Annotated in this window: 25 protein-coding genes, 1 tRNA gene and 1 riboswitch; of the genes, 13 read left to right on the top strand and 13 right to left on the bottom strand. The window is 64.8% G+C overall.

All coding sequences use genetic code 11. The annotated features are described in order from the left end of the window. Positions 1-16 precede the first annotated feature (16 nt). The 6 genes from sufD to K8M09_RS08660 all read left to right on the top strand — a co-directional run bounded on the left by sufD (position 17) and on the right by K8M09_RS08660 (position 5,744). Positions 17-1,291: a Fe-S cluster assembly protein SufD gene (sufD, locus tag K8M09_RS08685; protein WP_160784349.1), complete on the top strand. Its 1,275-nt coding sequence runs from the start codon at positions 17-19 to the stop codon at positions 1,289-1,291. A 15-nt stretch (positions 1,292-1,306) separates the two neighbouring features. Continuing rightward, positions 1,307-2,545, top strand: a complete 1,239-nt coding sequence (locus tag K8M09_RS08680) for a cysteine desulfurase (RefSeq protein WP_160784348.1) — start codon at positions 1,307-1,309, stop codon at positions 2,543-2,545. Positions 2,546-2,555: 10 nt separating this feature from the next. Next, a complete protein-coding gene (locus K8M09_RS08675) occupies positions 2,556-2,936 on the top strand; it encodes an SUF system Fe-S cluster assembly protein (RefSeq protein WP_160784347.1) in 381 nt (126 codons plus the stop codon). A gap of 79 nt (positions 2,937-3,015) precedes the next feature. After that, the gene (sufA, locus tag K8M09_RS08670; RefSeq protein ID WP_160784346.1) at positions 3,016-3,405 is read left to right on the top strand and encodes a Fe-S cluster assembly scaffold SufA; all 390 of its coding nucleotides are present in this window, start codon (positions 3,016-3,018) and stop codon (positions 3,403-3,405) included. A gap of 82 nt (positions 3,406-3,487) precedes the next feature. Next, positions 3,488-5,353 carry a PAS domain S-box protein gene (locus K8M09_RS08665; protein ID WP_160784345.1) on the top strand — a complete coding sequence of 622 codons (1,866 nt, stop codon included), beginning with the start codon at positions 3,488-3,490 and terminating at the stop codon, positions 5,351-5,353. Next, positions 5,337-5,744: a response regulator gene (locus K8M09_RS08660; RefSeq protein WP_160784344.1), complete on the top strand. Its 408-nt coding sequence runs from the start codon at positions 5,337-5,339 to the stop codon at positions 5,742-5,744. The genes K8M09_RS08665 and K8M09_RS08660 overlap by 17 nt, the downstream gene beginning before the upstream one ends. 72 nt (positions 5,745-5,816) lie before the next feature. Here K8M09_RS08660 and gcvP read toward each other — a convergent pair whose 3' ends face one another. From gcvP to K8M09_RS08640, 4 genes are all read right to left on the bottom strand, one after another. Beyond that, positions 5,817-8,687: an aminomethyl-transferring glycine dehydrogenase gene (gene gcvP, locus K8M09_RS08655; RefSeq protein ID WP_160784343.1), complete on the bottom strand. Its 2,871-nt coding sequence runs from the start codon at positions 8,685-8,687 to the stop codon at positions 5,817-5,819. Next, entirely contained in the window at positions 8,687-9,049 is a 363-nt protein-coding gene (gcvH, locus tag K8M09_RS08650; RefSeq protein ID WP_160784342.1) for a glycine cleavage system protein GcvH, read from the bottom strand. The genes gcvP and gcvH overlap by 1 nt, the downstream gene beginning before the upstream one ends. 39 nt (positions 9,050-9,088) lie before the next feature. Further along, positions 9,089-10,228, bottom strand: coding sequence for a glycine cleavage system aminomethyltransferase GcvT (gene gcvT / locus K8M09_RS08645; RefSeq protein WP_160784341.1), 1,140 nt, complete (start codon positions 10,226-10,228; stop codon positions 9,089-9,091). 155 nt (positions 10,229-10,383) lie between these two features. Next, a riboswitch (glycine riboswitch) is annotated at positions 10,384-10,485 on the bottom strand. Positions 10,486-10,626: 141 nt separating this feature from the next. Continuing rightward, positions 10,627-10,905, bottom strand: coding sequence for a hypothetical protein (locus K8M09_RS08640; protein WP_160784340.1), 279 nt, complete (start codon positions 10,903-10,905; stop codon positions 10,627-10,629). A gap of 212 nt (positions 10,906-11,117) precedes the next feature. On the opposite strand from K8M09_RS08640, the gene K8M09_RS08635 reads away from it, so the two are divergent. Genes K8M09_RS08635 through K8M09_RS08620 form a run of 4 tightly spaced genes read left to right on the top strand, consistent with a single transcriptional unit; the run spans position 11,118 to position 13,850 of the window. Next, positions 11,118-11,354 carry an Lrp/AsnC ligand binding domain-containing protein gene (locus K8M09_RS08635; protein ID WP_160784339.1) on the top strand — a complete coding sequence of 79 codons (237 nt, stop codon included), beginning with the start codon at positions 11,118-11,120 and terminating at the stop codon, positions 11,352-11,354. A 57-nt stretch (positions 11,355-11,411) separates the two neighbouring features. Continuing rightward, entirely contained in the window at positions 11,412-12,407 is a 996-nt protein-coding gene (locus K8M09_RS08630; protein WP_160784338.1) for an RluA family pseudouridine synthase, read from the top strand. Beyond that, complete coding sequence (locus K8M09_RS08625) at positions 12,407-13,072, top strand: HAD-IA family hydrolase (protein ID WP_160784337.1); 666 nt, start codon at positions 12,407-12,409, stop codon at positions 13,070-13,072. Before K8M09_RS08630 ends, K8M09_RS08625 begins: the two co-directional genes overlap by 1 nt. Then, positions 13,065-13,850: an ATP12 family chaperone protein gene (locus tag K8M09_RS08620; RefSeq protein WP_160784336.1), complete on the top strand. Its 786-nt coding sequence runs from the start codon at positions 13,065-13,067 to the stop codon at positions 13,848-13,850. Before K8M09_RS08625 ends, K8M09_RS08620 begins: the two co-directional genes overlap by 8 nt. 73 nt (positions 13,851-13,923) lie before the next feature. Here K8M09_RS08620 and sugE read toward each other — a convergent pair whose 3' ends face one another. The 7 genes from sugE to K8M09_RS08585 all read right to left on the bottom strand — a co-directional run bounded on the left by sugE (position 13,924) and on the right by K8M09_RS08585 (position 18,495). Next, entirely contained in the window at positions 13,924-14,238 is a 315-nt protein-coding gene (gene sugE / locus K8M09_RS08615; protein WP_160784335.1) for a quaternary ammonium compound efflux SMR transporter SugE, read from the bottom strand. Between the two features lie 156 nt (positions 14,239-14,394). Continuing rightward, on the bottom strand, positions 14,395-15,228 hold the full coding sequence (fghA, locus tag K8M09_RS08610) for an S-formylglutathione hydrolase (protein WP_160784334.1): 834 nt from the start codon (positions 15,226-15,228) through the stop codon (positions 14,395-14,397). A 19-nt stretch (positions 15,229-15,247) separates the two neighbouring features. Beyond that, entirely contained in the window at positions 15,248-15,904 is a 657-nt protein-coding gene (locus tag K8M09_RS08605; RefSeq protein ID WP_160784333.1) for a DUF1345 domain-containing protein, read from the bottom strand. Further along, a complete protein-coding gene (locus K8M09_RS08600; RefSeq protein ID WP_160784332.1) occupies positions 15,901-16,374 on the bottom strand; it encodes a YaiI/YqxD family protein in 474 nt (157 codons plus the stop codon). The genes K8M09_RS08605 and K8M09_RS08600 overlap by 4 nt, the downstream gene beginning before the upstream one ends. A gap of 43 nt (positions 16,375-16,417) precedes the next feature. Further along, on the bottom strand, positions 16,418-16,879 hold the full coding sequence (locus K8M09_RS08595; protein WP_160784331.1) for a GNAT family N-acetyltransferase: 462 nt from the start codon (positions 16,877-16,879) through the stop codon (positions 16,418-16,420). Then, positions 16,879-18,006 carry an S-(hydroxymethyl)glutathione dehydrogenase/class III alcohol dehydrogenase gene (locus K8M09_RS08590; protein ID WP_160784330.1) on the bottom strand — a complete coding sequence of 376 codons (1,128 nt, stop codon included), beginning with the start codon at positions 18,004-18,006 and terminating at the stop codon, positions 16,879-16,881. The genes K8M09_RS08595 and K8M09_RS08590 overlap by 1 nt, the downstream gene beginning before the upstream one ends. Before the next feature lie 78 nt (positions 18,007-18,084). Further along, the gene (locus K8M09_RS08585; RefSeq protein ID WP_160784329.1) at positions 18,085-18,495 is read right to left on the bottom strand and encodes a helix-turn-helix domain-containing protein; all 411 of its coding nucleotides are present in this window, start codon (positions 18,493-18,495) and stop codon (positions 18,085-18,087) included. A gap of 155 nt (positions 18,496-18,650) precedes the next feature. Here K8M09_RS08585 and K8M09_RS08580 point away from each other — a divergent pair, with 155 nt between their 5' ends. Further along, complete coding sequence (locus K8M09_RS08580) at positions 18,651-19,604, top strand: DMT family transporter (protein WP_229342250.1); 954 nt, start codon at positions 18,651-18,653, stop codon at positions 19,602-19,604. A 103-nt stretch (positions 19,605-19,707) separates the two neighbouring features. On the opposite strand, the gene lipB is transcribed toward K8M09_RS08580, so the two are convergent. Beyond that, positions 19,708-20,439: a lipoyl(octanoyl) transferase LipB gene (lipB, locus tag K8M09_RS08575; RefSeq protein WP_160784328.1), complete on the bottom strand. Its 732-nt coding sequence runs from the start codon at positions 20,437-20,439 to the stop codon at positions 19,708-19,710. A 196-nt stretch (positions 20,440-20,635) separates the two neighbouring features. Here lipB and K8M09_RS08570 point away from each other — a divergent pair. After that, positions 20,636-20,720, top strand: a tRNA-Leu gene (locus K8M09_RS08570). Beyond that, positions 20,691-21,002 carry a hypothetical protein gene (locus K8M09_RS08565; protein WP_160784327.1) on the top strand — a complete coding sequence of 104 codons (312 nt, stop codon included), beginning with the start codon at positions 20,691-20,693 and terminating at the stop codon, positions 21,000-21,002. The genes K8M09_RS08570 and K8M09_RS08565 overlap by 30 nt, the downstream gene beginning before the upstream one ends. 75 nt (positions 21,003-21,077) lie before the next feature. Here K8M09_RS08565 and K8M09_RS08560 read toward each other — a convergent pair whose 3' ends face one another. Beyond that, positions 21,078-21,311, bottom strand: a complete 234-nt coding sequence (locus tag K8M09_RS08560; protein ID WP_160784326.1) for a DUF2171 domain-containing protein — start codon at positions 21,309-21,311, stop codon at positions 21,078-21,080. Positions 21,312-21,377: the final 66 nt, after the last annotated feature.

The following is a 21,377-nucleotide window of genomic DNA, read 5'->3' as shown; positions in this document are numbered from 1 at the left end:
GTGAAGGAGTAATTCCATGAACATGCAGACAGGCATGAAGCTTTCGGTCGCCGAAACCGCGCTTTGCGAAGCCTATGACAACGCCATCGGCGACCTGCCGGGCGACGGCGCGGTTCTGGCCGCCCGCGATACGCTGATCAGCGACTTCAAGGCCGCCGGCCTTCCGACGCGCCGCGTGGAAGCCTGGCACTATACGGACCTCAAGGCGCTGCTGCGCGCCGTTCCGGCCTTCGACCCTGCGGCTTCGGTCGCCAAGGTCGGTCCGCTGGTCGAGGGCTCGGCCGTGCTTTCGGTCGCCAACGGCCTTGCCGACGCCCGTGCGACGGCCCAGGGCGTGACGGTTCGCGCCTTCAAGGATGCGCTGGCGGACGGTGCCGCCGCTGCCGGCCTTGCCGCCCGTGACGGCGACGACGCCATCGGCCGCATCAACGGCGCTTTCGTGCGCGACGGTTTCGTGCTCGACGTGCCGGCCGGCACGGAGCTGGAAGCCCCGCTCGAAATCCAGACGGTGCAGAATGCCGGCCAGACGCATACGCGCTTCCCGGCGACCTTCGGCGCCCATACGAAGGCGACCGTCATCGAGCGCCATGTGGCCGGCGGCGAGAGCGCCGCTTTCGTGACGACGGTCAGCGATATCACGCTTGCCGACGGCGCGGAGATCACCTGGATCATCCTGCAGACGCAGGGCGCGGCGGATACGCATCTCGGCCAGATCCGCATCACGCTCGGCACCGACGCGAAGCTTCGCCTCTATGTGGTCAATGCCGGCGGCAAGCTCGTGCGGCAGGAAATCCATGTGGTCGTTTCAGGCGAGGGCTCGGACCTGGCGCTGCGTGGCATCAACCTGCTCGGCGGCGAGACGCACAATGACGTGACCTTCACGGTCGTCCATGACGTGCCCAACACGACGTCGAGCGAAGTCATCCGCAACGTGATCTTCGATCGCGCGCGCGGCGTCTTCCAGGGCCAGATCCGCGTTGCGCCGGATGCGCAGAAGACCGACGCCAAGATGTCGTGCAACACGCTGCTGCTCTCCGACGAAGCCGACTTCTCCGCCAAGCCGGAGCTGGAAATCTTCGCCGACGACGTGCAGTGCGGCCACGGCGCGACCGTGATCGATATCGACCATACGCAGCTCTATTACCTGATGGCGCGCGGCATCCCGGAAAACAAGGCGCGCGCCATGCTGGTCAACGCCTTCGTCGCCGAGATCGTCGAAGAGCTGGAAGACGAGCCGCTGGTCGAAGCGCTGGAAGGCATCATCGCCGCCTGGCTGGAAAAGCACGCCTAGTTTAGGACGATCGAGATGGAACACGCACCCGCACTGGCCTACGACGTCGAGGCGATCCGCAAGGATTTCCCCATCCTGTCGAAAACGGTCTATGGCAAGCCGCTGGTCTATCTCGACAACGGCGCTTCGGCGCAGAAGCCGCAGGTGGTGATCGACGCGGTCGCGCATGCCTATTCGAACGAATATGCCAATGTGCATCGCGGCCTCCACTTCCTGTCGAATGCTGCGACGGACGCCTATGAGGCGGCGCGCGAAAAGGTGCGCCGTTTCCTGAACGCCTCGTCGGTCGACGAGGTGATCTTCACGAAGTCCTCGACCGAGGCGATCAATACCGTCGCCTACGGCTATGGCATGCCGAAGATCGGCGAGGGCGACGAGATCGTCCTTTCGATCATGGAGCACCATTCCAACATCGTGCCGTGGCATTTCATCCGCGAGCGGCAGGGCGCCAAACTCGTCTGGGCGCCCGTCGATGAAACCGGCGCGTTCCAGATCGAAGAATTCGAAAAGTGCCTGACGGAGCGCACCAAGCTCATCGCCATCACGCATATGTCGAATGCGCTCGGCACCATCGTTCCGGTCAAGGAAGTCTGCCGCATCGCCCGCGAGCGCGGCATTCCGGTGCTGGTGGACGGTTCGCAGGGCGCTGTGCATATGCCGGTCGACGTGCGCGACATCGATTGCGACTGGTACGTGATGACCGGCCACAAGCTGTACGGCCCCTCGGGCATCGGCGTGCTCTATGGCAAGATGGACCGACTGAAAGAGATGCGTCCGTTCCAGGGCGGCGGCGAGATGATCGTCGAGGTGAGCGAGGATATCGTCACCTATAACGACCCGCCGCACCGTTTCGAGGCCGGCACGCCGCCCATCGTGCAGGCGATCGGCCTCGGCTATGCGCTGGACTATATGGAAAAGATCGGCCGTGCGGCGATCTCGGCCCATGAAGCCGATTTGCGCGACTATGCCCATGAGCGGCTGTCGGCGATCAATTCGCTGCGCATCTTCGGCACCGCGCCGGGTAAAGGATCCATCTTCTCCTTCGAGCTGGAAGGCATCCATGCCCATGACGTGTCGATGGTCATCGACCGGGCAGGGGTCGCGGTGCGCGCCGGCACCCATTGCGCCCAGCCGCTCTTGAAACGCTTCGGCGTCACCTCCACATGCCGGGCATCGTTCGGCCTCTACAATACGCGCGCTGAGGTCGATGCATTGGCCGATGCGCTCGACCATGCCCGCAAGTTTTTCGCCTAGGAGCAGGCCCATGTCCCTTGATGCAACGCAAGACAAGATCGACGTCCGCGACGGCATCGTTCATTCGGCGATCCCGGCCGATGAGCTGGCGCGTCTCAGCGACGACGTCATTTCCGCCCTGAAGACGGTCTACGACCCGGAAATCCCGGCCGACATCTTCGAGCTCGGCCTGATCTACAAGATCGACATCGAAGACGACCGCATGGTCAAGATCGACATGACGCTGACCGCGCCGGGTTGCCCCGTTGCCGGCGAGATGCCGGGCTGGGTGGAAAATGCCGTGGGCGCCGTGGAAGGCGTGTCCGGCGTCGAGGTCAGGATGACCTTCGATCCGCCGTGGACGCCGGACCGCATGTCGGAAGAGGCGCAGGTCGCCGTCGGCTGGTATTGATCGCTTAACCGCCGATCACTAGATTCAGATTCGGAAACCATCGGGCCTTGAACCCGTCAGGTTGAAGGAGATACGGACCATGGCCTTTGCCGTCATGATACTGACCGATGCGGCGGCGAACCGCGTCAAGGCGATCGTCGACAATGCCGGCGGCGATGCCAAGGGCATCCGCGTCGGCATCAAGAAGGGCGGTTGCGCCGGAATGGAATATTCCGTCGATCTCGTGACCGAACCCAACGCCAAGGACGACCTGATCGAGCTGAACGGCGCGCGCGTCTGGGTTGCCCCCGAGGCCGTGCTCTATCTTCTCGGCACGCAGATGGATTTCGAGGTGACGACCCTGCGTTCCGGCTTCACCTTCCATAACCCGAACCAGACATCCGCCTGCGGCTGCGGTGAATCGGTCGAGCTGAAGCCTGCGGACCTTGCGGCGCTGGCCGCCGCCGGCCAGCCGACGGTGCGCGCCTGATCGCGCGGGGTTTCCTTCACCGGAGCTTTTGCCTAGTCTGCGCTCCGTGCCGGTGTGACCGCCAGGCAGAAGGGCGCGCGCGATGACCGGCTTTGCCGAGGTACTTTACGAGAACCTGCCTTTTCCCGTTCTCATCGTGGATGCTCAAGCCCGTGTCGTTTCCCATAACGTGGCCGCCGCCCGTACCTTCGGCTGGAGCCGCGATGGCCGCAAACCGCTTGCCCTTGCGGTGATCGACGGCGGGGATCCCGCCGCGCTCCTTGTCCGCCATGCCTCGGAAGGGCGGGAAAATGCCCATGCCTTCGCCTTCCGGCATGAAAATGGCTCGGTCTTCGAGGCGAGTTCCCACGTCATCGCCCTGCCGGATGCGCCGGATGGCGCGCGCTATGCCCTCCTGCTGCGCAGCCTCCTGAGCGGTGGCAGCCATGGTGAGCAGATTCTGCTCGGCCAGCGCATCGCCGCCGCCCTCGATACGATGACGGAGGGCTTTGCGATCTTCGATGCGGCGGAGCGTCTCGTGATGTTCAACCGCTCCTACAAGGAGCGCTGCGGCCCGGCGCGCGATGCCGTGCGCGTCGGCGCGACGCTGGAAAGCATCACGCGCGCGAATATCCGCGTCGGCATGTTTCCCGGCCTCGTGGAGGGCACGCCCGAAGCCGAGGCGATGGTGCAGTCGCGCCTTCAAAGCCACCGGAACACCGGCAGCGGCGGCGCTGTCTTCGAGTTTGGCAAGGATCGCTGGATCCGCGGGGAGAGCCACGTCGCCGAGACCGGCGATATCGTCGCGATGCGCGTCGACATATCGGAACTGAAGCGGGCGGAGGCGGCGCTGGAGGCGAGGCGGCGCGAATATTTCTCCCTGCTGCAAATCCTGCCCGACATGATCCTGCGCTTCGACAGGAACCTCGTCATCCGTTTCGCCAACGACAAGTTCGCCGGCCGCGTCGGCCTGCGCGCGGAGGAGGTGATCGGGCGAAATCTAGCCGAATTCGCCCGTAACCCCGAGCAGCGGGCGCTGCTCGCCCAGGTGACGCGCTACACGCGCGAGGAGCCGGTGCGCTCGCAGGAAGTCTGCAGCGAGGGGCCGAACGGCGAGGAGAACTGGGTGTTGTGGACGGCCGTGGCGATCTTCGACGAGGAGGGTGTCGCCGAGGTGGTCACTGTCGGGCGCGATATAACGCAGGCCAAGCGCCAGCAGCGGCAGGTGGAGGCGCAGACAAACGAGCTGCGCCGCAAGAACGAGGCGCTGGACCAGTTCACCGCCACGGTCTCGCATGACCTGAAGGCCCCGCTTCGCCACCTTTCCATGTTCGCGGAGATGATCTCCGAGGACCTTCATCGCGGCGAGTTCGAGGAGCTGCCGCACTATGCCGATCATGTGCGCAAGAGCGCGGCCCGCATGCGCCGCATCATCGATAGCCTGCTGGAGTTCTCGCAGATCGCCTATCGCATCGCCACGCCGAAGCCCGTCGCGCTCTCCGGCGTGGTGCGCGATGCGCTGGCGCTGCTGGAGGGGCATGTTGAGGAAAGCGGCGGGCATGTGGATATCCAGCCGCTGCCCGAGGTGCTGGGCGATCATGAGCTCTTGAAGCGGCTGGCGCAGAACCTCATCGGCAATGCGCTGAAATATTGCCGGCCGGGCGAGGCGCCCTGCGTGCGCGTCTATTCCCGGCAGGGGCTGCGGGGCGTCGATCTCGTCGTGGAAGATGACGGGATCGGCATCGATCCGCAGCATGTCGGGCGGATCTTCGAGGTCTTCCAGCGGCTTCATCGTGACGAGACGGTCTATCAGGGCACTGGTGTCGGCCTGGCGCTGGCGCGGCGGATCGTCGAGAGCCATAATGGCGTTATAGCGCTTGACACGAGCTATGCTCCGGGCGCACGCTTCGTGGTAACGTTTCCGCAACCCATGAAGCCGAAGGGAAGCGATCGTGGCGGGCTCGCCTAGAAAGCTGATCGTGGTCGATGACGACCCCGTGGATGTGCGTTTCGTGATGCGCGCCTTCAGCGATGCCGGCAGCCCCGTCGAGATCGTCCATGTCGCGGATGCGGATATCGCCAGCGACCGGCTGGACCGCGAAGCCTTCGATTATATCCTGCTCGATATCAACATGCCCGGCACCAGCGGCATGGATCTCCTGAAGCGCCTGCGCGCCCGGGCGCGCACGGCCGTTACGCCGGTCATCATGCTGTCGTCGTCGGCAAGTATGGTCGATGTCAGCCGAGCCTATGAAAACGGCGCCAATGCCTATGCCGTGAAACCCTCCACGCGCAGCGGCTATCGCGAATTCGCCGAGGGCTTTACCCGCTTCTGGGTGGACGTCGCCGTCTCGCCCTGACCTGTTCCCTGCCCGAAAAGGAAAAGCCCCGGCCGATAGGATCGGCCGGGGCATAAGTTTTATGGCGCCGTCTTATTCGGCTGCTTCCGCATAGTCCTCGAGCGGCGGGCATGAGCAGACGAGGTTGCGGTCGCCGTAGACATTGTCCACGCGGTTGACCGGCGACCAGTACTTGTCGACGCGGAAGGCGCCCGGCGGGTAGCAGGCCTGTTCGCGCGAATAGGGACGATCCCATTCGCCGACGAGGTCTTCCACCGTATGCGGCGCGTTCTTCAGCGGGTTGTTGACCGGGTCCATGCGGCCTTCCTCGATGGCGCGCGCTTCCTCGCGGATCGCCAGCATGGCGTCGCAGAAGCGGTCGATCTCGGCCTTGGTTTCCGATTCCGTCGGCTCGATCATCAGCGTGCCGGCGACCGGCCAGCTCATGGTCGGGGCGTGGAAGCCGCTATCGATGAGGCGCTTGGCGACGTCGTCGACCGTGACGCCCGCGCTTTCGGCGAGCGGACGCGTGTCGATGATGCATTCATGCGCCACGCGGCCCTTGGCGGACTTGTAGAGCACGTCGTAAGCGCCCTTGAGGCGGGCGGCGATGTAGTTGGCGTTGAGGATCGCCACCTTCGTCGCCTGCGTCAGCCCTTCGCCGCCCATCATCAGGCAGTAGCTCCAGGAGATCGGCAGGATGGAGGCCGAGCCGAAGGGAGCCGCCGACACCGCGCCCGTGCCGCCGAGGCCCGGAATATCCGGATGGCCGGGCAGGTGCGGGGCGAGATGCGCCTTGACGCCGATCGGGCCCATGCCGGGACCGCCGCCGCCATGCGGGATGCAGAAGGTCTTGTGCAGGTTGAGGTGCGAGACGTCGCCGCCGATGTCGCCCGGCCGCGCAAGACCGACCATCGCGTTCATGTTGGCGCCGTCCATGTAGACCTGTCCGCCATGCTTGTGGACGATCTCGCAGACCTCGCGCACGTTCTCCTCGAAGACGCCGTGCGTAGAGGGGTAGGTGATCATGCAGCAGGAGAGGTTTTCCGCGTATTGCTCTGCTTTCGCACGGAAATCGCCCATGTCGATGTCGCCGTTTTCCGACACTTTCACGACGACGACCTTCATGCCGGCCATCTGCGCGGAGGCTGGATTGGTGCCGTGCGCGGAGGTCGGGATGAGGCAGACGTCGCGGTGCGTGTCGCCATTGGCGAGGTGATAGGCGCGGATCGTCAGGAGGCCGGCATATTCACCCTGCGCGCCGGAATTCGGCTGCATGGAGAGGGCGTCGTAGCCGGTGATGTCGCAGAGCTTCTGCGACAGGTCCTCGATGAGATGCCGGTAGCCCTGCGCCTGGTCGGCGGGAACGAAGGGATGGATCTCCGAGAATTCCGGCCAGGTGATGGGCAGCATTTCCGCCGTGGCGTTCAGCTTCATCGTGCAGGAGCCGAGCGGGATCATCGCACGGTCGAGCGCGAGGTCGCGGTCGGAGAGGCGGCGGATGTAGCGCACCATCTCGCTTTCGGCGCGGTTCATGTGGAAGATCGGATGCGTCAGGTATTCGCTGGTGCGCAGCAGGTCTTCCGGCAGACGGTAATCCGGCTCGAACTCCGCCACTTCGAAATCGCCGCCGAAGGCGCGCCAGACGGCTTCCAGCGTGACGGGGCGCGAGCGCTCGTCGAGGCTGATGCCGATGCGGTCGTCGCCGATCTTGCGCAGGTTCACCTCTTCCGCGACGGCCGTCTTCAGGATGATGCCCTGCAGCTTGCCGACATGAACGGTGATCGTATCGAAGAAGACATCCGGCTCGACGGTATAGCCGAGCTTTTCGAGGCCCTTGGCAAGGCGCACGGTCTTCTGGTGTACGCTCTGCGCAATCGCCTTCAGGCCCTGCGGGCCGTGGAAGACGGCATACATCGAGGCCATGACGGCGAGCAGCACCTGCGCGGTGCAGATGTTCGACGTCGCCTTTTCGCGGCGGATGTGCTGCTCGCGCGTCTGGAGCGACAGGCGATAGGCGCGGTTGCCGCGGGCATCGATGGAGACGCCGACGAGGCGGCCGGGCATGGAGCGCTTGTAGGCATCCTTGACGGCCATATAGGCCGCATGCGGGCCGCCGTAGCCGACCGGCACGCCGAAGCGCTGGGTGCAGCCGATGGCGATATCCGCATCCATGTCGCCGGGCGACTTGAGGAGGGCGAGGGCCAGCGGATCGGCGGCGACGACGGCGATGGCGCCGGTCTGGTGCAGCCGGGCGATGAGGCCCGTGAAGTCACGCACATGGCCGTAGGTGCCGGGATACTGGAAGATCGCGCCGAAGACGTCGACCGGGTCGAGATCGGTGAAGGGATCGCCGACGACGATGGTCCAGCCGAGCGGTTCGGAACGGGTCTTCAGCAGCGCGATGGTCTGCGGGTGGCAGTTCTCGTCGACGAAGAAGGCGGTCGCCTTGGACTTCGCCACACGCTGGGCCATGGCCATGGCTTCCGCGGCGGCGGTCGCCTCGTCGAGCAGCGAGGCATTGGCGACATCGAGGCCGGTCAGGTCGCAGACCATGGTCTGGTAGTTGATGAGCGCTTCGAGGCGGCCCTGGCTGATTTCCGGCTGGTAGGGCGTATAGGCCGTGTACCAGGCGGGGTTTTCCAGGATGTTGCGCTGGATGACCGGCGGCGTGATCGTGCCGTAGTAACCCTGGCCGATCAGCGAGACGAGCTTCTTGTTGCGGTTGGCGGTCTCGCGCAGCTTGTCGAGCGCCTCGCGCTCGGTCATGGGCGCGCCCCATTCCAGCGGCTTGGTCTGGCGGATCGATTTGGGAACCGTGTCGTCGATCAGCGCGTCGAGGCTCGGATAGCCGATCACCTTCAGCATCGCCTCCATCTCCTTCGGCGAGGGGCCGATATGGCGACGGTTGGCGAAGTCGTAGGGCTGGTAATCGGTAAAGGCAAAGTCCTTGGGAAGAGACATCAGCCGACAAGCTCCTTGTAGGCGGATTCGTCCATCAGGCCGTCCGCATCGGCCGGGTTGGCGAGCTTCAGCTTGAAGAACCAGCCGGCACCCTGCGGGTCGCTGTTGACGAGGGAGGGATCGGCCGTGATGGCCTCGTTGACTTCGACGATCTCGCCGTCAAGCGGACAATAGACGTCGGAGGCGGCCTTCACGCTCTCGACGGTGGCCGCATCGCCGCCCTTCTCGAAGGTCGCGCCGACCTCCGGCAGTTCGACGAAGACGAGGTCGCCGAGCTGTTCGGCCGCGTGCGTCGTGATGCCGACGGTCGCAACGCCGCCTTCGATCTTCAGCCACTCGTGTTCTTCGGTAAATTTCAGCATGTTCGTTCCTCTCGATGAAGTGGTAGCCGGCGGCTGTTGTCAGCGTTTGAAGGTGTTCTTGACGAAGGGCATGGCCGATACGGTGACCGGCAGAAACTTTCCGCGCACGCCGGCATAGAGCTGCGTGCCGGGGGCGATGGCGGATTTGGCGACATAGCCCATGGCGACGGGGCCATCGACATTCGGGCCGAAGCCGCCGGAAGTCACCGTACCGACGACGTCCTCGCCTTCGGCATCGGTGGCGAGCACCGCGCCGGCGCGAACGGGCGCGCGGCCTTCGGCACGCAGGCCAATGCGGCGGCGGTCGGCACCGTTTTCAAGCTGGTCGAGGATGACGGACGCGCCGGGGAAGCCGCCTTCGCGCTCACCGCCCTTGCGGCGCACCTTCTGGATCGCCCATTCGAGACCGCCTTCGACCGGCGTCGTGCTCGTGTCGATATCGTTGCCGTAGAGGCAGAGGCCGGCTTCCAGACGCAGCGAATCGCGTGCGCCGAGGCCGATCGGCAGCACGTCCGGATGGTCGAGCAGGCGGCGACAGACGGTTTCGGCAAGGGCTGCGGGAATGGAGATTTCGAAGCCGTCCTCGCCGGTATAGCCGGAGCGGGAGACGATGCAGTCGGCGTCGTGCAGGTCGCAGGCGCGCACGTCCATGAACTTCATGGATGAAATGTCGGCCCACAGTTCCGCCAGAACCGCCTCGGCATGCGGCCCTTGCAGCGCGACCAGCGCGCGGTCGTCATGCAGCGTCAGCTCGCAGACGTCGCCGATCTTCGCCTGCATATGGGCGAAATCCGCGTCCTTGCAGGCCGCGTTGACGACGACATAGAAGTGGTCGCCGCGATTGGCGATCATCAGGTCGTCGAGGATGCCGCCTTCGTCATTGGTGAAGAGCGCGTAGCGCTGGCGGCCTTCGCCGAGGCCGACCACATCGACCGGCACCAGCGTTTCGAGCGCGCGGGCGGCATCGGCATTGTCGCCGGAGCGGGCGCGCACGGTGACCTGACCCATGTGGGACACGTCGAAGAGACCGGCGGCGGCGCGGGTGTGCAGGTGTTCCTTCATCACCCCGGCGGTATACTGCACGGGCATCTCGTAGCCGGCGAACGGCACCATGCGGCCGCCGAGCGATACGTTCAGCACGTGAAGCGGTGTTTTCTTGAGTTCAGACGATCCGTCCAAAAGGCGCCCTCCAGTCCTTGGGCACCCAAAATCCCTCCGGGCGCCGGCTCACAATCAGGCGCAATTGCGCCGTTCTCCTGAGCCCCCTCTGTCCCTTCGCCTGAGATTGTTATCCCTTCGGCGAGCGTGAAAACGCTTCTCTCCAGAGTTCCGACGGCACCTTGCTGGTCCTTTTGCCTGAGAGTTTCCGGGGCGGTTGCTCCTTCGGCACCGGCACCACTTCTTGCAAAGCGGCCGGCTTCTCCCAGCGAGGTCGGTTCCAGATAACGGCCTTGCCTGCGCTTTGGCAAGAGGCGGCGTCGCTGCCGAACAAATTTTTGTCGTTCGCCGCAAATGGCAAAAGAAAACCCCCGGAAAGGGGGCAAGGGAGGCTGGAGGACGGCTGCTGTCGTGGAAGCTCAGGGTATTTCGGGCGATCCGTTCTCATCGTAGAGCCGCTGCGCTTCGGCGACGGTCACCTTCGAGGCATCGTTCGGCGCGGTGATGAGGGCAAGGGCGAGGGCGGGCGGCATGACGACATTGAGCCATGCGACCGTGCGCCCGTCGCCGCCGGCCTTGGCGACATGGCTCCAGTGCTGGATGCGCTCCTCGAACAGCGTGCTGGCACGCGCGTTGGATTTCATCCCCTGCGATGCATAGGCGGCGGTGGCCGGCGAGACTGTCACGATCTGGGTCATGGCGCTTCATCGGGTTCGGTTGGTTCATGGAATTTAACAGTTGCGCCTTTCGTGGATGTGAAGCGCGGCGGTTGTATTTTCATCGAACTTTAACGATCTGTCCGAATTCCGGCCGGCCTTGCCTTCGGCAGCCATCTTCCGCCATAAGGAATGCAGGATGCCGCCGGAATCGTGCGGCCGATCAGCATGCCGCCGATGGCGCGGGAGGACCGATGAAGCCGATTTTCGTGCAATTGCAATGCGCTCCGGGCAAGACTTACGAGGTCGCCGATGCGCTTTACGCAACGGAACTCATCTCGGAGCTTTATTCCACCAGCGGCGACTACGACCTGCTGCTCAAGATCTATGTCGAGAGCGAGGAGGACATCGGCAAGTTCATCAACGATCACGTCGCCTCCATCCCGGGCATCGTGCGCTCGCTGACGACGCTGACCTTCCGCGCCTTCTAGACTGTTCCCCTCAGGGCCTTCTTGCGCTAAAGCACGGCGCAACGAAAGAAGGCGAAGATGGCAGGCATCGAACACAAGCAGGTGGACAACGACGAGGCGGGCATGCGCCTCGACCGGTGGTTCAAGGTCCATTATCCGGGCCTCGGCTTCGGCCAGCTCCAGAAATTGCTGCGCTCCGGTCAGGTGCGCATCGATGGTGGGCGCGCCAAGAGCGATACGCGCGTGCAGCCCGGCCAGACGATCCGCATCCCGCCCATGGAGGTGGATGCGAAGGCGCCGAAATCCGGCCCCATCGCCGGCCGCGACCTGAAACATTCCCCCGATGGCGAACTGCTTGCCCGCATGCTTCTGCATGAGGACGACAAGGTGTTCGTGCTCAACAAGCCGGCGGGCATCGCCGTGCAGGGCGGTTCGGGCGTCACGCGGCATATCGACAAGATGCTGGAAGCCTGGACGAGCCAGAAGGGCGAGAAGCCGCGCCTCGTGCATCGCCTCGATCGCGACACGTCGGGCGTGCTCGTGATTGCCCGCACGCGCGGCGCGGCGCAGAAGCTCACCGCCGCCTTCCGCGAGCGCGACACCAAGAAGACCTACTGGTCCATCGTCAAGGGCGTGCCGAAGAAGCGGGAAGACAAGATTTCCACCTGGCTCGTCAAGGAGCAGACGCCGGATGGCGACCGCATGCGCATCGCCAAGCATGGCGAGGATGGTGCGGACCATGCCGTCTCCTTCTACCGGGTCGTGGAGCAGGCGGGGCAGAACTTCGCATGGCTGGAGATGGAGCCTTATACGGGCCGCACCCATCAGCTTCGCGTGCATGCCGCCCATATCGGCCACCCGATCCTCGGCGATCCGAAGTATTTCGACGCGGACACCAACTGGAATTTCCCGGGCGGCGTGCAGAACCGCCTGCATCTCCATGCCCGCCATATCGACATTCCGCATCCTTCCGGCGGACGCCTGCGTGTGACCGCGCCGCTGCCGCCGCATATGGTGCAGACGTGGAACCTCTTCGGCTTCGACCAGAACGCGGCGGACGGGGACGACGACTGATGCGCCTCGTTCTTTTCGATTGCGACGGCACGCTGGTCGACAGCGCGAAGCTGATCCATGAGGTCATGGCCCGCACCTTCGTCGATTTCGGCCATGCGCGGCCGGATGTATCCGAGACCAAGGCGATCATCGGGCTGACGCTCGACATCGCCATTGCCCGCATGCAGGGCAAGCCGCATGTCGACGACGAGGCGCTGGCGATGACCGCGCATTACAAGGCGACCTATATGGGCGTGCGCGCCGAGGCCGGTTTTCAGGAGCCACTTTTCCCGGGCATCGCGGATATGATGACGCGGCTGGAGCGTGAGGACGACCTTCTTCTGGGGGCCGTCACCGGCAAGTCGCGCCGCGGCCTCGATCTCATCCGCGCGACACACGGCTTCGACAAGACCTTCTTCGTGTCGCGCACGGCGGACGATTGCCCGTCCAAGCCGCATCCGGCCATGGTGACGGAATGCTGCAGCGAGGCGGGCATCGATGCGGCCCGCACGGTTGTCATCGGCGATGCGATCTACGATATGCAGATGGCGAAGGCGGCCGGGGCGAAGGCGATCGGCGTGTCCTGGGGCTATGCCTCGGTGCCCGAACTGGTCGAGGCCGGCGCGGATCACATTCTGCGCACACCCGCCGACCTTCTCGAATGGCTGGAGATTTCCGATGCGTGACATCCTGAGCGACCTTTCCGATGCGATGAGCGATCCCGATCCGGTTCGCCGCGCGCAGATTCAGATGAAGCGCCCGCTGCCGAAGCGTTTCTACAAGGCTGTCTCCACCGACCGGACGGATGAAGGCTTCCGCATCCTGCTCGACGGCCGCCCCGTGCGCACGCCCGGCAAGAAGCTGCTGGCCGTGCCGACTGACGCCATCGCCGCGCGCCTTGCCGCCGAGTGGGACGGGCAGGGCGAGGAGATCGACCCCGCGAAAATGCCGGTGACGCGCCTCGTCAACACGGCCATCGACGGCGTCGCGGACAATCTCGATGCGGTCTTCGAGGAGATCGTGCGGTTCTCCGGCACGGACATGCTGTGCTACCGCGCGGATTCGCCGGCCGGTCTCGTGGATCGCCAGCGCGACGGCTGGGACCCGGTCCTGCGCTGGGCGGCGGAGGCCAAGGGTGCGCGCTTCATTCTCGTGGAAGGGGTGATGCATCGGGAGCAGCCGGCGCAGGCGATAGAGGCTTTCGCCGCCGCGCTCTCGAACTGGCGCGATCCGCTGGCGCTCGCCTGCGTGCACACCGTCACGACGCTGACCGGCTCGGCGCTGCTGGGACTGGCGCTCGCCGAAGGCGTGATCGATGCCGACAAGGCCTGGTCGCTCGCCCATATCGACGAGGACTGGCAGATCGAGCATTGGGGCACCGATGAAGAGGCCTTCCGCCGCCGGGAGCTGCGCCGTGAAGAACTGGACATCGCCGCCACCGTGCTTGCCGATGTTCCGCGCTGATAGCGTGCGAAAGCATTCCCTTCCGAGCGAACGGAAGGGAATGCAAAGCCTGTCCGGCTGAAACAATCCGCCGTCAGGCGACGAACTTCAGGCCGAGAATGCCGGTGACGATGAGGGCGATGCAGCCGAGGCGCATGGCGGTCACCGGCTCGGCGAAGAGCACGATGCCGAGAATGACCGTGCCGACCGTGCCGATGCCGGTCCAGATCGCATAGGCGGTGCCCATGGGCAGCGTCTTCACGGCAAGGCCGAGAAGCACGATGCTGACCAGCATGGAGCCGGCCGTCAGGACGGTCGGAAGCGGACGGGTGAAGCCGTCGGTATATTTCAGGCCGATGGCCCAGCCGATTTCGAAGAGACCTGCGAGGGTGAGGAGAATCCAGGGCATTGCGCCTACTCCGTTTCAAGGGAGCGAGGCCGTCCCCGCGTTCGTGACCGAACCCTGTCCGGTGGTAGCCGTCTACCGGGGCGGACTATCGCTTATCCCTATGGCAAGGGCAAGGGCAGGGGCGGCATGCCAGCCATGCGCCCCCGCCACATCTCATTATCCGAGGCGCTCGGCGTGCCATTTCAGGTGATCGTCCATGAAGGTCGAGATGAAGTAGTAGGAGTGGTCGTAGCGCTCGTGCATGCGCAGCGTCAGCTTGATATCCGTATCCTTGATCGCCTCTTCGAAGAGCCAGGGCCGCAGGCCGTTTTCGAGGAAACCGTCCGCCTTGCCCTGGTCGATCAGGAATTCGGGGAAGCGCGCGCCGTCCGCAACGAGCGCGCAGGCGTCGTATTCGCGCCACGCCGCCTTGTCCGCGCCGAGATACTTTTCGAAGGCCGGCGCGGACCAGTCCGCGGTGGACGGCTCGACGATGGGCGCGAAGGCCGAGCAGCTCTTGAACCGGTCGGGATGCTTGAGCGCGAGGGTCATTGCGCCATGGCCGCCCATCGAATGGCCGAAGATGCCCTGGCGGTCCATGTCCATGCGGAAATGCTGGCGCAGGAAGTTCGGCAGCTCTTCCGCGACGTAGCTGTACATCTGGAAGTTTTCCGCCCAGGGCGCTTCGGTGGCGTCGAGATAGAAGCCCGCGCCCTTGCCCATCTGCCAGTTGGTGATCTCGTCCGGCACGTCGTCGCCGCGCGGGCTGACGTCCGGGCACACGACGATGAGGCCGAGTTCTGCGGCCAGACGACGATATTCGCCCTTCTCCATCACATTGGCATGGGTGCAGGTGAGGCCGGAGAGATACCAGAGCACCGGCCGCGGCTCGAAGATCGCCTGCGGCGGCACGAAGACGGCGAAGGTCATCTCGCATTTGCAGGCTTCGGAATCATGGGCGAAGACGCCCTGCATGCCGCCGAAGGCCGTGTTCTGGGAAAGCACTTTCATGTTGGAACTCCAAGGGGTTTCACGAGGCGAGGGAGACCGCCGCATTCACCGCGGCGGCGACCAGCACCGTGTTGAAGAAGAAGGAGACGACGGCGTGCAGCAGGTTGACCTTGCGCATCGCCGTCGAGGTGATCGCGACATCCGAGGTCTGCGCCGTCATGCCGATGACGAAGGCGAAGTAGAGGAAATCGTAGGCGCATGGCGGCGCGTCGCCGGGGAAGGTAAGGCTCCTGCCGGCGTCCCGGTTCGCTTCCGTGCTGCCCGGCCGCCAGTAGAGATGGGCATAATGCAGCGCCGCCATGGTGTGGATGGTAAGCCAGCCGAGGGCGACCGAAGCGGCGGCGAACACGAACTCGACGCCCGTCGTCGTGGGCCTTGCCAGCACGACGAAGAGCGAGCCGATCGAGACCGCGACGGCCGCGAAGGTGACGGCGAAGATGATGGCGGCCGGCTCGTCGGCATCGGTCGCATAGTGCTCGAGGTAGGCCGCCGTCAGATGCGGCAGGCGCCATGCGGTCAGGAGCAGATAGCTCAGGAAGAAGGCGATGGCCGCGATGTCGATGGCGAAATCCGGCTTCAGCCACAGCGCGCCCGCAAGGCCGAGCGCCGCTGCGCCGAGCCCGGCATAGAAGGGCACGTGCCGCCCGTAGATCCTGCGCCCCGGCTTGCCCGTCATTCGCCCGTCCGCGCATTCTTCGCGCGACGGCACAGGCGGTCGAGCGTTTCGAGGAAAGCGGAACGGTCGCGCGGCGAGAAGGCGGCATTGTAGCCTTTGCTCTCGCCCGTCTCGCGCAGATGCGCCCCGAGGTCGCGCATGGCGCTCGCCATGCCGATATTGGTCTTGTCGAACAGCCGGCCGGTCGGCCCGGTGACATGCGCGCCGCTGGCGACCGTGCGCCCGGCGAGCGGCACGTCCGCGGTGATGACGATATCGCCCTCGCGGACATTCTCCGCGATCCAGTTGTCGGCGGCATCGAACGCGCCCGACACGATGACGTTGCGCACCATGGGATCGCGCGACGGGCGAAGCCCGGAATTCGCCACGAACGTCACCGGCAGGCCATGACGCTCCGCCACCTTCAGGATTTCCGGCTTGACCGGGCAGGCGTCGGCATCGACGAAGATGGTGGGTAGATCCTCGATCATCCGGTTATCTTTCTCTTGACCTTTCCTTGCCGTGGCAATGCGGTCAAGCTTCGCTGGTCGCACGCAGCATGTCGATATGCGGAATCCCGTCCTCGACATATTCCGCCGAGGTCGGCGCGAAGCCGAGCGAGCGGTAGAAATGCTCCAGATGGCTTTGCGCGGAAAGCGCGATGGGCGTGCCCGGGAACTGCGTTTCGCAGGCCCGGATCGCCTCGCGCATCAGCGCCTCGCCGAGGCGTTTGCCGCGATGGGCCGGCGCGATGAGCACGCGGCCGATGCGCGGCGGCGCGTTTTCGGGGCGCCATAGCCGCGCATAGCCCGCCGTTTCGCCGTCGATCAGCAGCCGGAGATGCAGCGCGGCCTCATCCTTGCCATCCAGCTCCGGATAGGCGCAGGCCTGCTCGACGACGAAGACGTCCACGCGCAGCCTGAGCAGCGCGTAGAGTTCGCCGGCGGAGAAAGCCTCCAGCCGGCGCACGTCGACACTATAGGCGGATGCCGTCATCAATAGACGACCACGCCGCGGATGGACTTGCCCGAATGCATGAGATCGAAGCCGGTGTTGATCTCTTCGAGCGGCATCGTATGCGTGATCATCGGGTCGATCTGGATCTTGCCGTCCATGTACCAGTCGACGATCTTCGGCACGTCCGTGCGGCCGCGCGCGCCGCCGAAGGCCGTGCCCATCCACTGGCGGCCGGTAACGAGCTGGAACGGGCGGGTGGAGATTTCCTGCCCCGCGCCGGCAACGCCGATGATGACCGACTTGCCCCAGCCGCGATGGGCCGATTCCAGCGCCTGACGCATCACCTTGGTGTTACCCGTGCAGTCGAACGTGTAGTCCGCCCCGCCGATCAGGTCGCCGTTGCGCTTCGTCATGTTGACGAGATAGGGCACGATGTCCTCGCCCACCTCCTTCGGGTTGACGAAATGCGTCATGCCGAATTTCTCGCCCCATGCCTTGCGGTCGGGGTTGATGTCGACGCCGATGATCATGTCCGCGCCGGCAAGGCGAAGGCCCTGCAGCACGTTGAGGCCGATGCCGCCGAGGCCGAAGACCACGGCCGTCGAGCCGATCTCGACCTTGGCCGTGTTGATGACCGCGCCGATGCCGGTCGTCACGCCGCAGCCGATGTAGCAGATCTTGTCGAAGGGGGCGTCCGGGTTGACCTTGGCGAGCGCGATTTCCGGCAGGACCGTGTAATTGGCGAAGGTCGAGCAGCCCATATAGTGATGGATCTTGTCCTTGCCGATGGAGAAGCGGGACGTGCCGTCGGGCATCAGGCCCTGGCCCTGCGTGGCGCGGATGGCGGTGCACAGGTTCGTCTTGCGCGAAAGGCAGGAATAGCACTCGCGGCATTCCGGCGTGTAGAGCGGGATGACATGGTCGCCCTTCTTCACCGAGGTGACGCCCGGGCCGACATCGACCACGACGCCCGCGCCCTCATGGCCGAGAATCGCGGGGAAGAGGCCTTCCGGGTCGGCGCCCGACAGGGTGAAATCGTCCGTGTGGCAGATGCCGGTCGCCTTCACCTCGACCAGCACTTCGCCGGCGCGCGGGCCTTCGAGCTGTACGGTCATGATTTCAAGCGGTTTGCCGGCCTGAACGGCGACGGCGGCGCGTACGTCCATTTTATTCTCCTATGGGATTCTCGTTGGGCCGACCATTGCAGAGCCGGCCCGGGGTCTCAAGTGCGGTGGTCGGAAAAATCAGTCGCGATCCCTGTCGATCAACCGGGCGATTTCGGCTTCGAGCGCGGCGATTGCATTGCCCGTCTGCTCGTGCAACTGCCGGACCTCCCTGAGACGGCATTGCAGCGGGTAGAGATATTCGCTGCCGGCCGGCTCCGGCGGCGCCGTGCCGATGCCGGCGATCAGCCAGGAAGGGGAAACGCACAGCGTCTCGGCCAGCCTGAAGAGCGCTCCGGCCTCCGGCTCGGCATGGTCGCGTTCCCATCCGCCCACCGTCTCTTCCGGCAGGGCGAGGCGGCAGGCGAGGTCTTCCAGCGAATAGCCGAGCGCGTCGCGCGCCCGCCAGATGCGCCCGCCGAGCGTGTCGCCGTCGCGGGGACGCAAGGGGAAGGGGATGGTGTTGCTTTCGCTCTCGCCGGGAAAGGTCATCACGGCCTCCATTGCCTGTCCTCGTCAGTCTACAGGCAGGCGGGCCGGCGTCTCTACCTCAAATGCGCCGCTTTGCGCCGCCCGCGCAATGGCGGGATTTCCGGTGCTGTCGTAAGGCGGTAAAGGGGGATCGGAAGCGAAGGACGAATCGCATCATGAACAAGGCCGCAGGCCCCATCGGGGATCGGATGGAAGGAAGCGTCATGCAGGGCGTGGCGCTGATGGCGGCCGCCATGCTCATGCTGCCCTGCATGGACGCCATCGCCAAATACATGGCCAACTATGCGGGCATGTCGCCCGGGCAGGTAACGTTCTACCGCTTCTTCTTCCAGATCCTCTGCACCGTACCGCTGATCTTCACCGCCGCCGGCGCGGCCATGCTGCGGCCGAAACGGCCGTGGATGAACCTTTTGCGCGGGGCGATCCACGGGGCGGCCAGCCTGCTGTTCTTTGCCGCGGTGAAATACATGCCGTTGGCGGATGTCTTCGCGATCTACTTCGTGGAGCCCTTCATCCTTACCGCCATGTCGGCGGTCTTCCTCGGCGAGCGTGTCGGCTGGCGGCGCTGGCTCGCCATCATGGTCGGCTTCGGCGGCGCGCTCATCGTCATCCAGCCGAGTTTCATCGTCTTCGGCTGGACCGCGCTGCTGCCGGTCGCCTGCGCCTTCCTCTACTCCATCTATCTCTTCATGAACCGCGCCCTCGGCACCGCCGATTCCCCGCTCACCATGCAGACCATCGCCGGCTTCGGCGGCACGCTCTTCATGGGCGCGGCGCTCCTTGCCGGCTCTTCGGCCGGCATCGCCGATTTTGCGATTTCCCTGCCGCCGTCGCTCTTCACGCTGGCGCTTCTCGTCATTCTCGGCGCGCTGTCCGGCTATGCCCATATGCTGGTGGTGCGCGCCTTCCGCATGGCGCCGCTCTCGCTGCTCGCGCCGTTCCAGTATTTCGAGATCATCTCCGCGACGGTGCTCGGCTACGCGATCTTCGGCGACTTCCCGACGCCGTCCAAATGGCTGGGCATCGCCATCATCGTCGCCTCCGGCCTCTTCATCATCTGGCGCGAGCACCGGAGCCGGCAGGCCGCCGCCGATATCGCCTTCGAGTGACGAAAGCATTTCCGGCAAACTCCGGTTCACCGGAAATGCTTCAGGATTTTGTTTTTACCGCATTGTCCGACGCCGAAGCGAGCCCGCTTCGGCTGGAAATGCTCTAGGCCGGCCGACAGTCCGCGTCGGAAACGGTCGGTCCGAAAACGTGCTCGAACGAATCGCGGATCCGCATGTCGACGTCGCTCATCATGACGGGCAGGCCGAGATCCACGAGGCTCGTCACGCCATAGCCACGGATGCCGCAGGGCACGATTCCGGAAAAGTGCTCGAGGTCGGGATCGACGTTCAGCGAGAAGCCGTGGAAGCTCACCCAGCGGCGCAGACGGATGCCGATCGCGGCGATCTTGTCCTCGGCGGGCGAGCCATCCGGCAGCGCGGGCCGCTCCGGCCGCCTGACCCAGACGCCGACGCGGTCTTCGCGCCGCTCGCCGCGCACATTCATGGAATCGAGCGCATCGATCACCACGGCCTCCAGCGCCGCCACGAAAGCGCGCACATCCTGCCGGCGGCGCTTCAGGTCGAGCATGACATAGACGACGCGCTGGCCGGGGCCGTGATAGGTATACTCGCCGCCGCGGCCTGTGGAAAACACCGGGAAGCGATCCGGCGCGACCAGATCGACCGCGTCCGCGCTGGTGCCGGCCGTATAGAGCGGCGGGTGCTCGACGAGCCAGACGAGTTCGTCTGCCTCCCCATTGGCAATCGCCGCCGCCTCCTTTTCCATGGTTTCGACGGCGACGTCATAGGGCACGAGGTCGCGCGCGACCCGCCAGCGCACCGGCGGCGAGCCTTCTGCGGCAAGAAGGGAAGCGGAAATGTCCTGACGCTGCATGAGGGCCGTCCTTTTTGCTTTCATTGTGCCAGATATAGGGGCGATCGTGCAAGGATTTCAGGGGTTTCCGGGCTTTCGCACAGGCCCTGTTGAAATTGTTTCGCTTTCCGTCATTTTTCTTGCCGCACGGCCTTGTGTACCCAAAAACCTTTTGCTACATGCACCTCCGTCGCCGCAAGACGACACCTACCACGATGCGGTCGTGGCGGAATTGGTAGACGCGCAGCGTTGAGGTCGCTGTGGGGCAACCCGTGGAAGTTCGAGTCTTCTCGACCGCACCAAAAAAACCCGACCTAGTGCCGGGTTTTTTGTTTTCAAGGTTTACCGAGCTGCCGGTTGGGGAGATTTCCGCGATGCGTGTCCTTGCCCTTTGTTCGCTGCTCATGCTTGCATCCTGCATGCCGCGCATCCCCGATCATGTCCTGGACGCGGATTGGTGCAGGAGCATGGAGGCCGCGAAGGCGGAGGCGGAGGCGGACGGGCGGGGAAGGCGCAATCTGGAAACGGCCATGACGCGGCATCATTGCAAGGAAAAGCTTGCAGAGGCGTCGGGCGCTTCGTGAGCCGTAAGGTCGCTCGCCGGCCCTCTTCCAGGGAGCCGGCCTTTCGTTTCATTCATTGTTCGGACAGCGTTGCCGTCAGTTCACCGGCGACCATTGCCGACGCACTTCATCGGCGTCCTTGTTGAGGTGGACGTGGGCGTCCACGTGATCGACCCAGTCGAGCGGAATGAGATGATGGCGGCCGTCCGCCGAATCGCTTTTGGTCAGCTTGATCCGGCTGTCGCCTTCCATGTGATCGACGGTGCCGACATGGCGACCGTCCGCGGCCATGACGTCCATATGCTCGCGAATCTGGTTTGCTGCGATCATGGGATGTCTCCTTTCCTGTGGTTGGGATAAATCCTGAACGCCGCACGCTTCCGGTGGTTCCCGGAA

Origin of the sequence: Shinella zoogloeoides (genome assembly GCF_020883495.1) — a bacterium.
Classification (GTDB): Bacteria; Pseudomonadota; Alphaproteobacteria; order Rhizobiales; family Rhizobiaceae; genus Shinella; species Shinella zoogloeoides.
Note: the sequence above shows the minus strand (reverse complement) of the source record. Positions and strands in the feature narration are given on the sequence as shown.

What these genes read in the sequence shown, in the direction of transcription:
- K8M09_RS08590 (WP_160784330.1), bottom strand. Translation starts at nt 18,006, where the DNA reads ATGGACGTACGCGCCGCCGTCGCCGTTCAGGCCGGCAAACCGCTTGAA.
- K8M09_RS08560 (WP_160784326.1), bottom strand. Translation starts at nt 21,311, where the DNA reads ATGATCGCAGCAAACCAGATTCGCGAGCATATGGACGTCATGGCCGCG.
- K8M09_RS08625 (WP_160784337.1), top strand. Translation starts at nt 12,407, where the DNA reads ATGCGCCTCGTTCTTTTCGATTGCGACGGCACGCTGGTCGACAGCGCG.
- gcvP (WP_160784343.1), bottom strand. Translation starts at nt 8,687, where the DNA reads ATGTCTCTTCCCAAGGACTTTGCCTTTACCGATTACCAGCCCTACGAC.
- lipB (WP_160784328.1), bottom strand. Translation starts at nt 20,439, where the DNA reads ATGCAGCGTCAGGACATTTCCGCTTCCCTTCTTGCCGCAGAAGGCTCG.
- K8M09_RS08580 (WP_229342250.1), top strand. Translation starts at nt 18,651, where the DNA reads ATGAACAAGGCCGCAGGCCCCATCGGGGATCGGATGGAAGGAAGCGTC.
- sugE (WP_160784335.1), bottom strand. Translation starts at nt 14,238, where the DNA reads ATGCCCTGGATTCTCCTCACCCTCGCAGGTCTCTTCGAAATCGGCTGG.
- fghA (WP_160784334.1), bottom strand. Translation starts at nt 15,228, where the DNA reads ATGAAAGTGCTTTCCCAGAACACGGCCTTCGGCGGCATGCAGGGCGTC.
- K8M09_RS08600 (WP_160784332.1), bottom strand. Translation starts at nt 16,374, where the DNA reads ATGATCGAGGATCTACCCACCATCTTCGTCGATGCCGACGCCTGCCCG.
- gcvH (WP_160784342.1), bottom strand. Translation starts at nt 9,049, where the DNA reads ATGCTGAAATTTACCGAAGAACACGAGTGGCTGAAGATCGAAGGCGGC.
- K8M09_RS08585 (WP_160784329.1), bottom strand. Translation starts at nt 18,495, where the DNA reads ATGACCTTTCCCGGCGAGAGCGAAAGCAACACCATCCCCTTCCCCTTG.
- K8M09_RS08620 (WP_160784336.1), top strand. Translation starts at nt 13,065, where the DNA reads ATGCGTGACATCCTGAGCGACCTTTCCGATGCGATGAGCGATCCCGAT.
- K8M09_RS08595 (WP_160784331.1), bottom strand. Translation starts at nt 16,879, where the DNA reads ATGACGGCATCCGCCTATAGTGTCGACGTGCGCCGGCTGGAGGCTTTC.
- sufA (WP_160784346.1), top strand. Translation starts at nt 3,016, where the DNA reads ATGGCCTTTGCCGTCATGATACTGACCGATGCGGCGGCGAACCGCGTC.
- K8M09_RS08605 (WP_160784333.1), bottom strand. Translation starts at nt 15,904, where the DNA reads ATGACGGGCAAGCCGGGGCGCAGGATCTACGGGCGGCACGTGCCCTTC.
- K8M09_RS08680 (WP_160784348.1), top strand. Translation starts at nt 1,307, where the DNA reads ATGGAACACGCACCCGCACTGGCCTACGACGTCGAGGCGATCCGCAAG.
- K8M09_RS08630 (WP_160784338.1), top strand. Translation starts at nt 11,412, where the DNA reads ATGGCAGGCATCGAACACAAGCAGGTGGACAACGACGAGGCGGGCATG.
- K8M09_RS08635 (WP_160784339.1), top strand. Translation starts at nt 11,118, where the DNA reads ATGAAGCCGATTTTCGTGCAATTGCAATGCGCTCCGGGCAAGACTTAC.
- K8M09_RS08640 (WP_160784340.1), bottom strand. Translation starts at nt 10,905, where the DNA reads ATGACCCAGATCGTGACAGTCTCGCCGGCCACCGCCGCCTATGCATCG.
- sufD (WP_160784349.1), top strand. Translation starts at nt 17, where the DNA reads ATGAACATGCAGACAGGCATGAAGCTTTCGGTCGCCGAAACCGCGCTT.
- K8M09_RS08665 (WP_160784345.1), top strand. Translation starts at nt 3,488, where the DNA reads ATGACCGGCTTTGCCGAGGTACTTTACGAGAACCTGCCTTTTCCCGTT.
- K8M09_RS08675 (WP_160784347.1), top strand. Translation starts at nt 2,556, where the DNA reads ATGTCCCTTGATGCAACGCAAGACAAGATCGACGTCCGCGACGGCATC.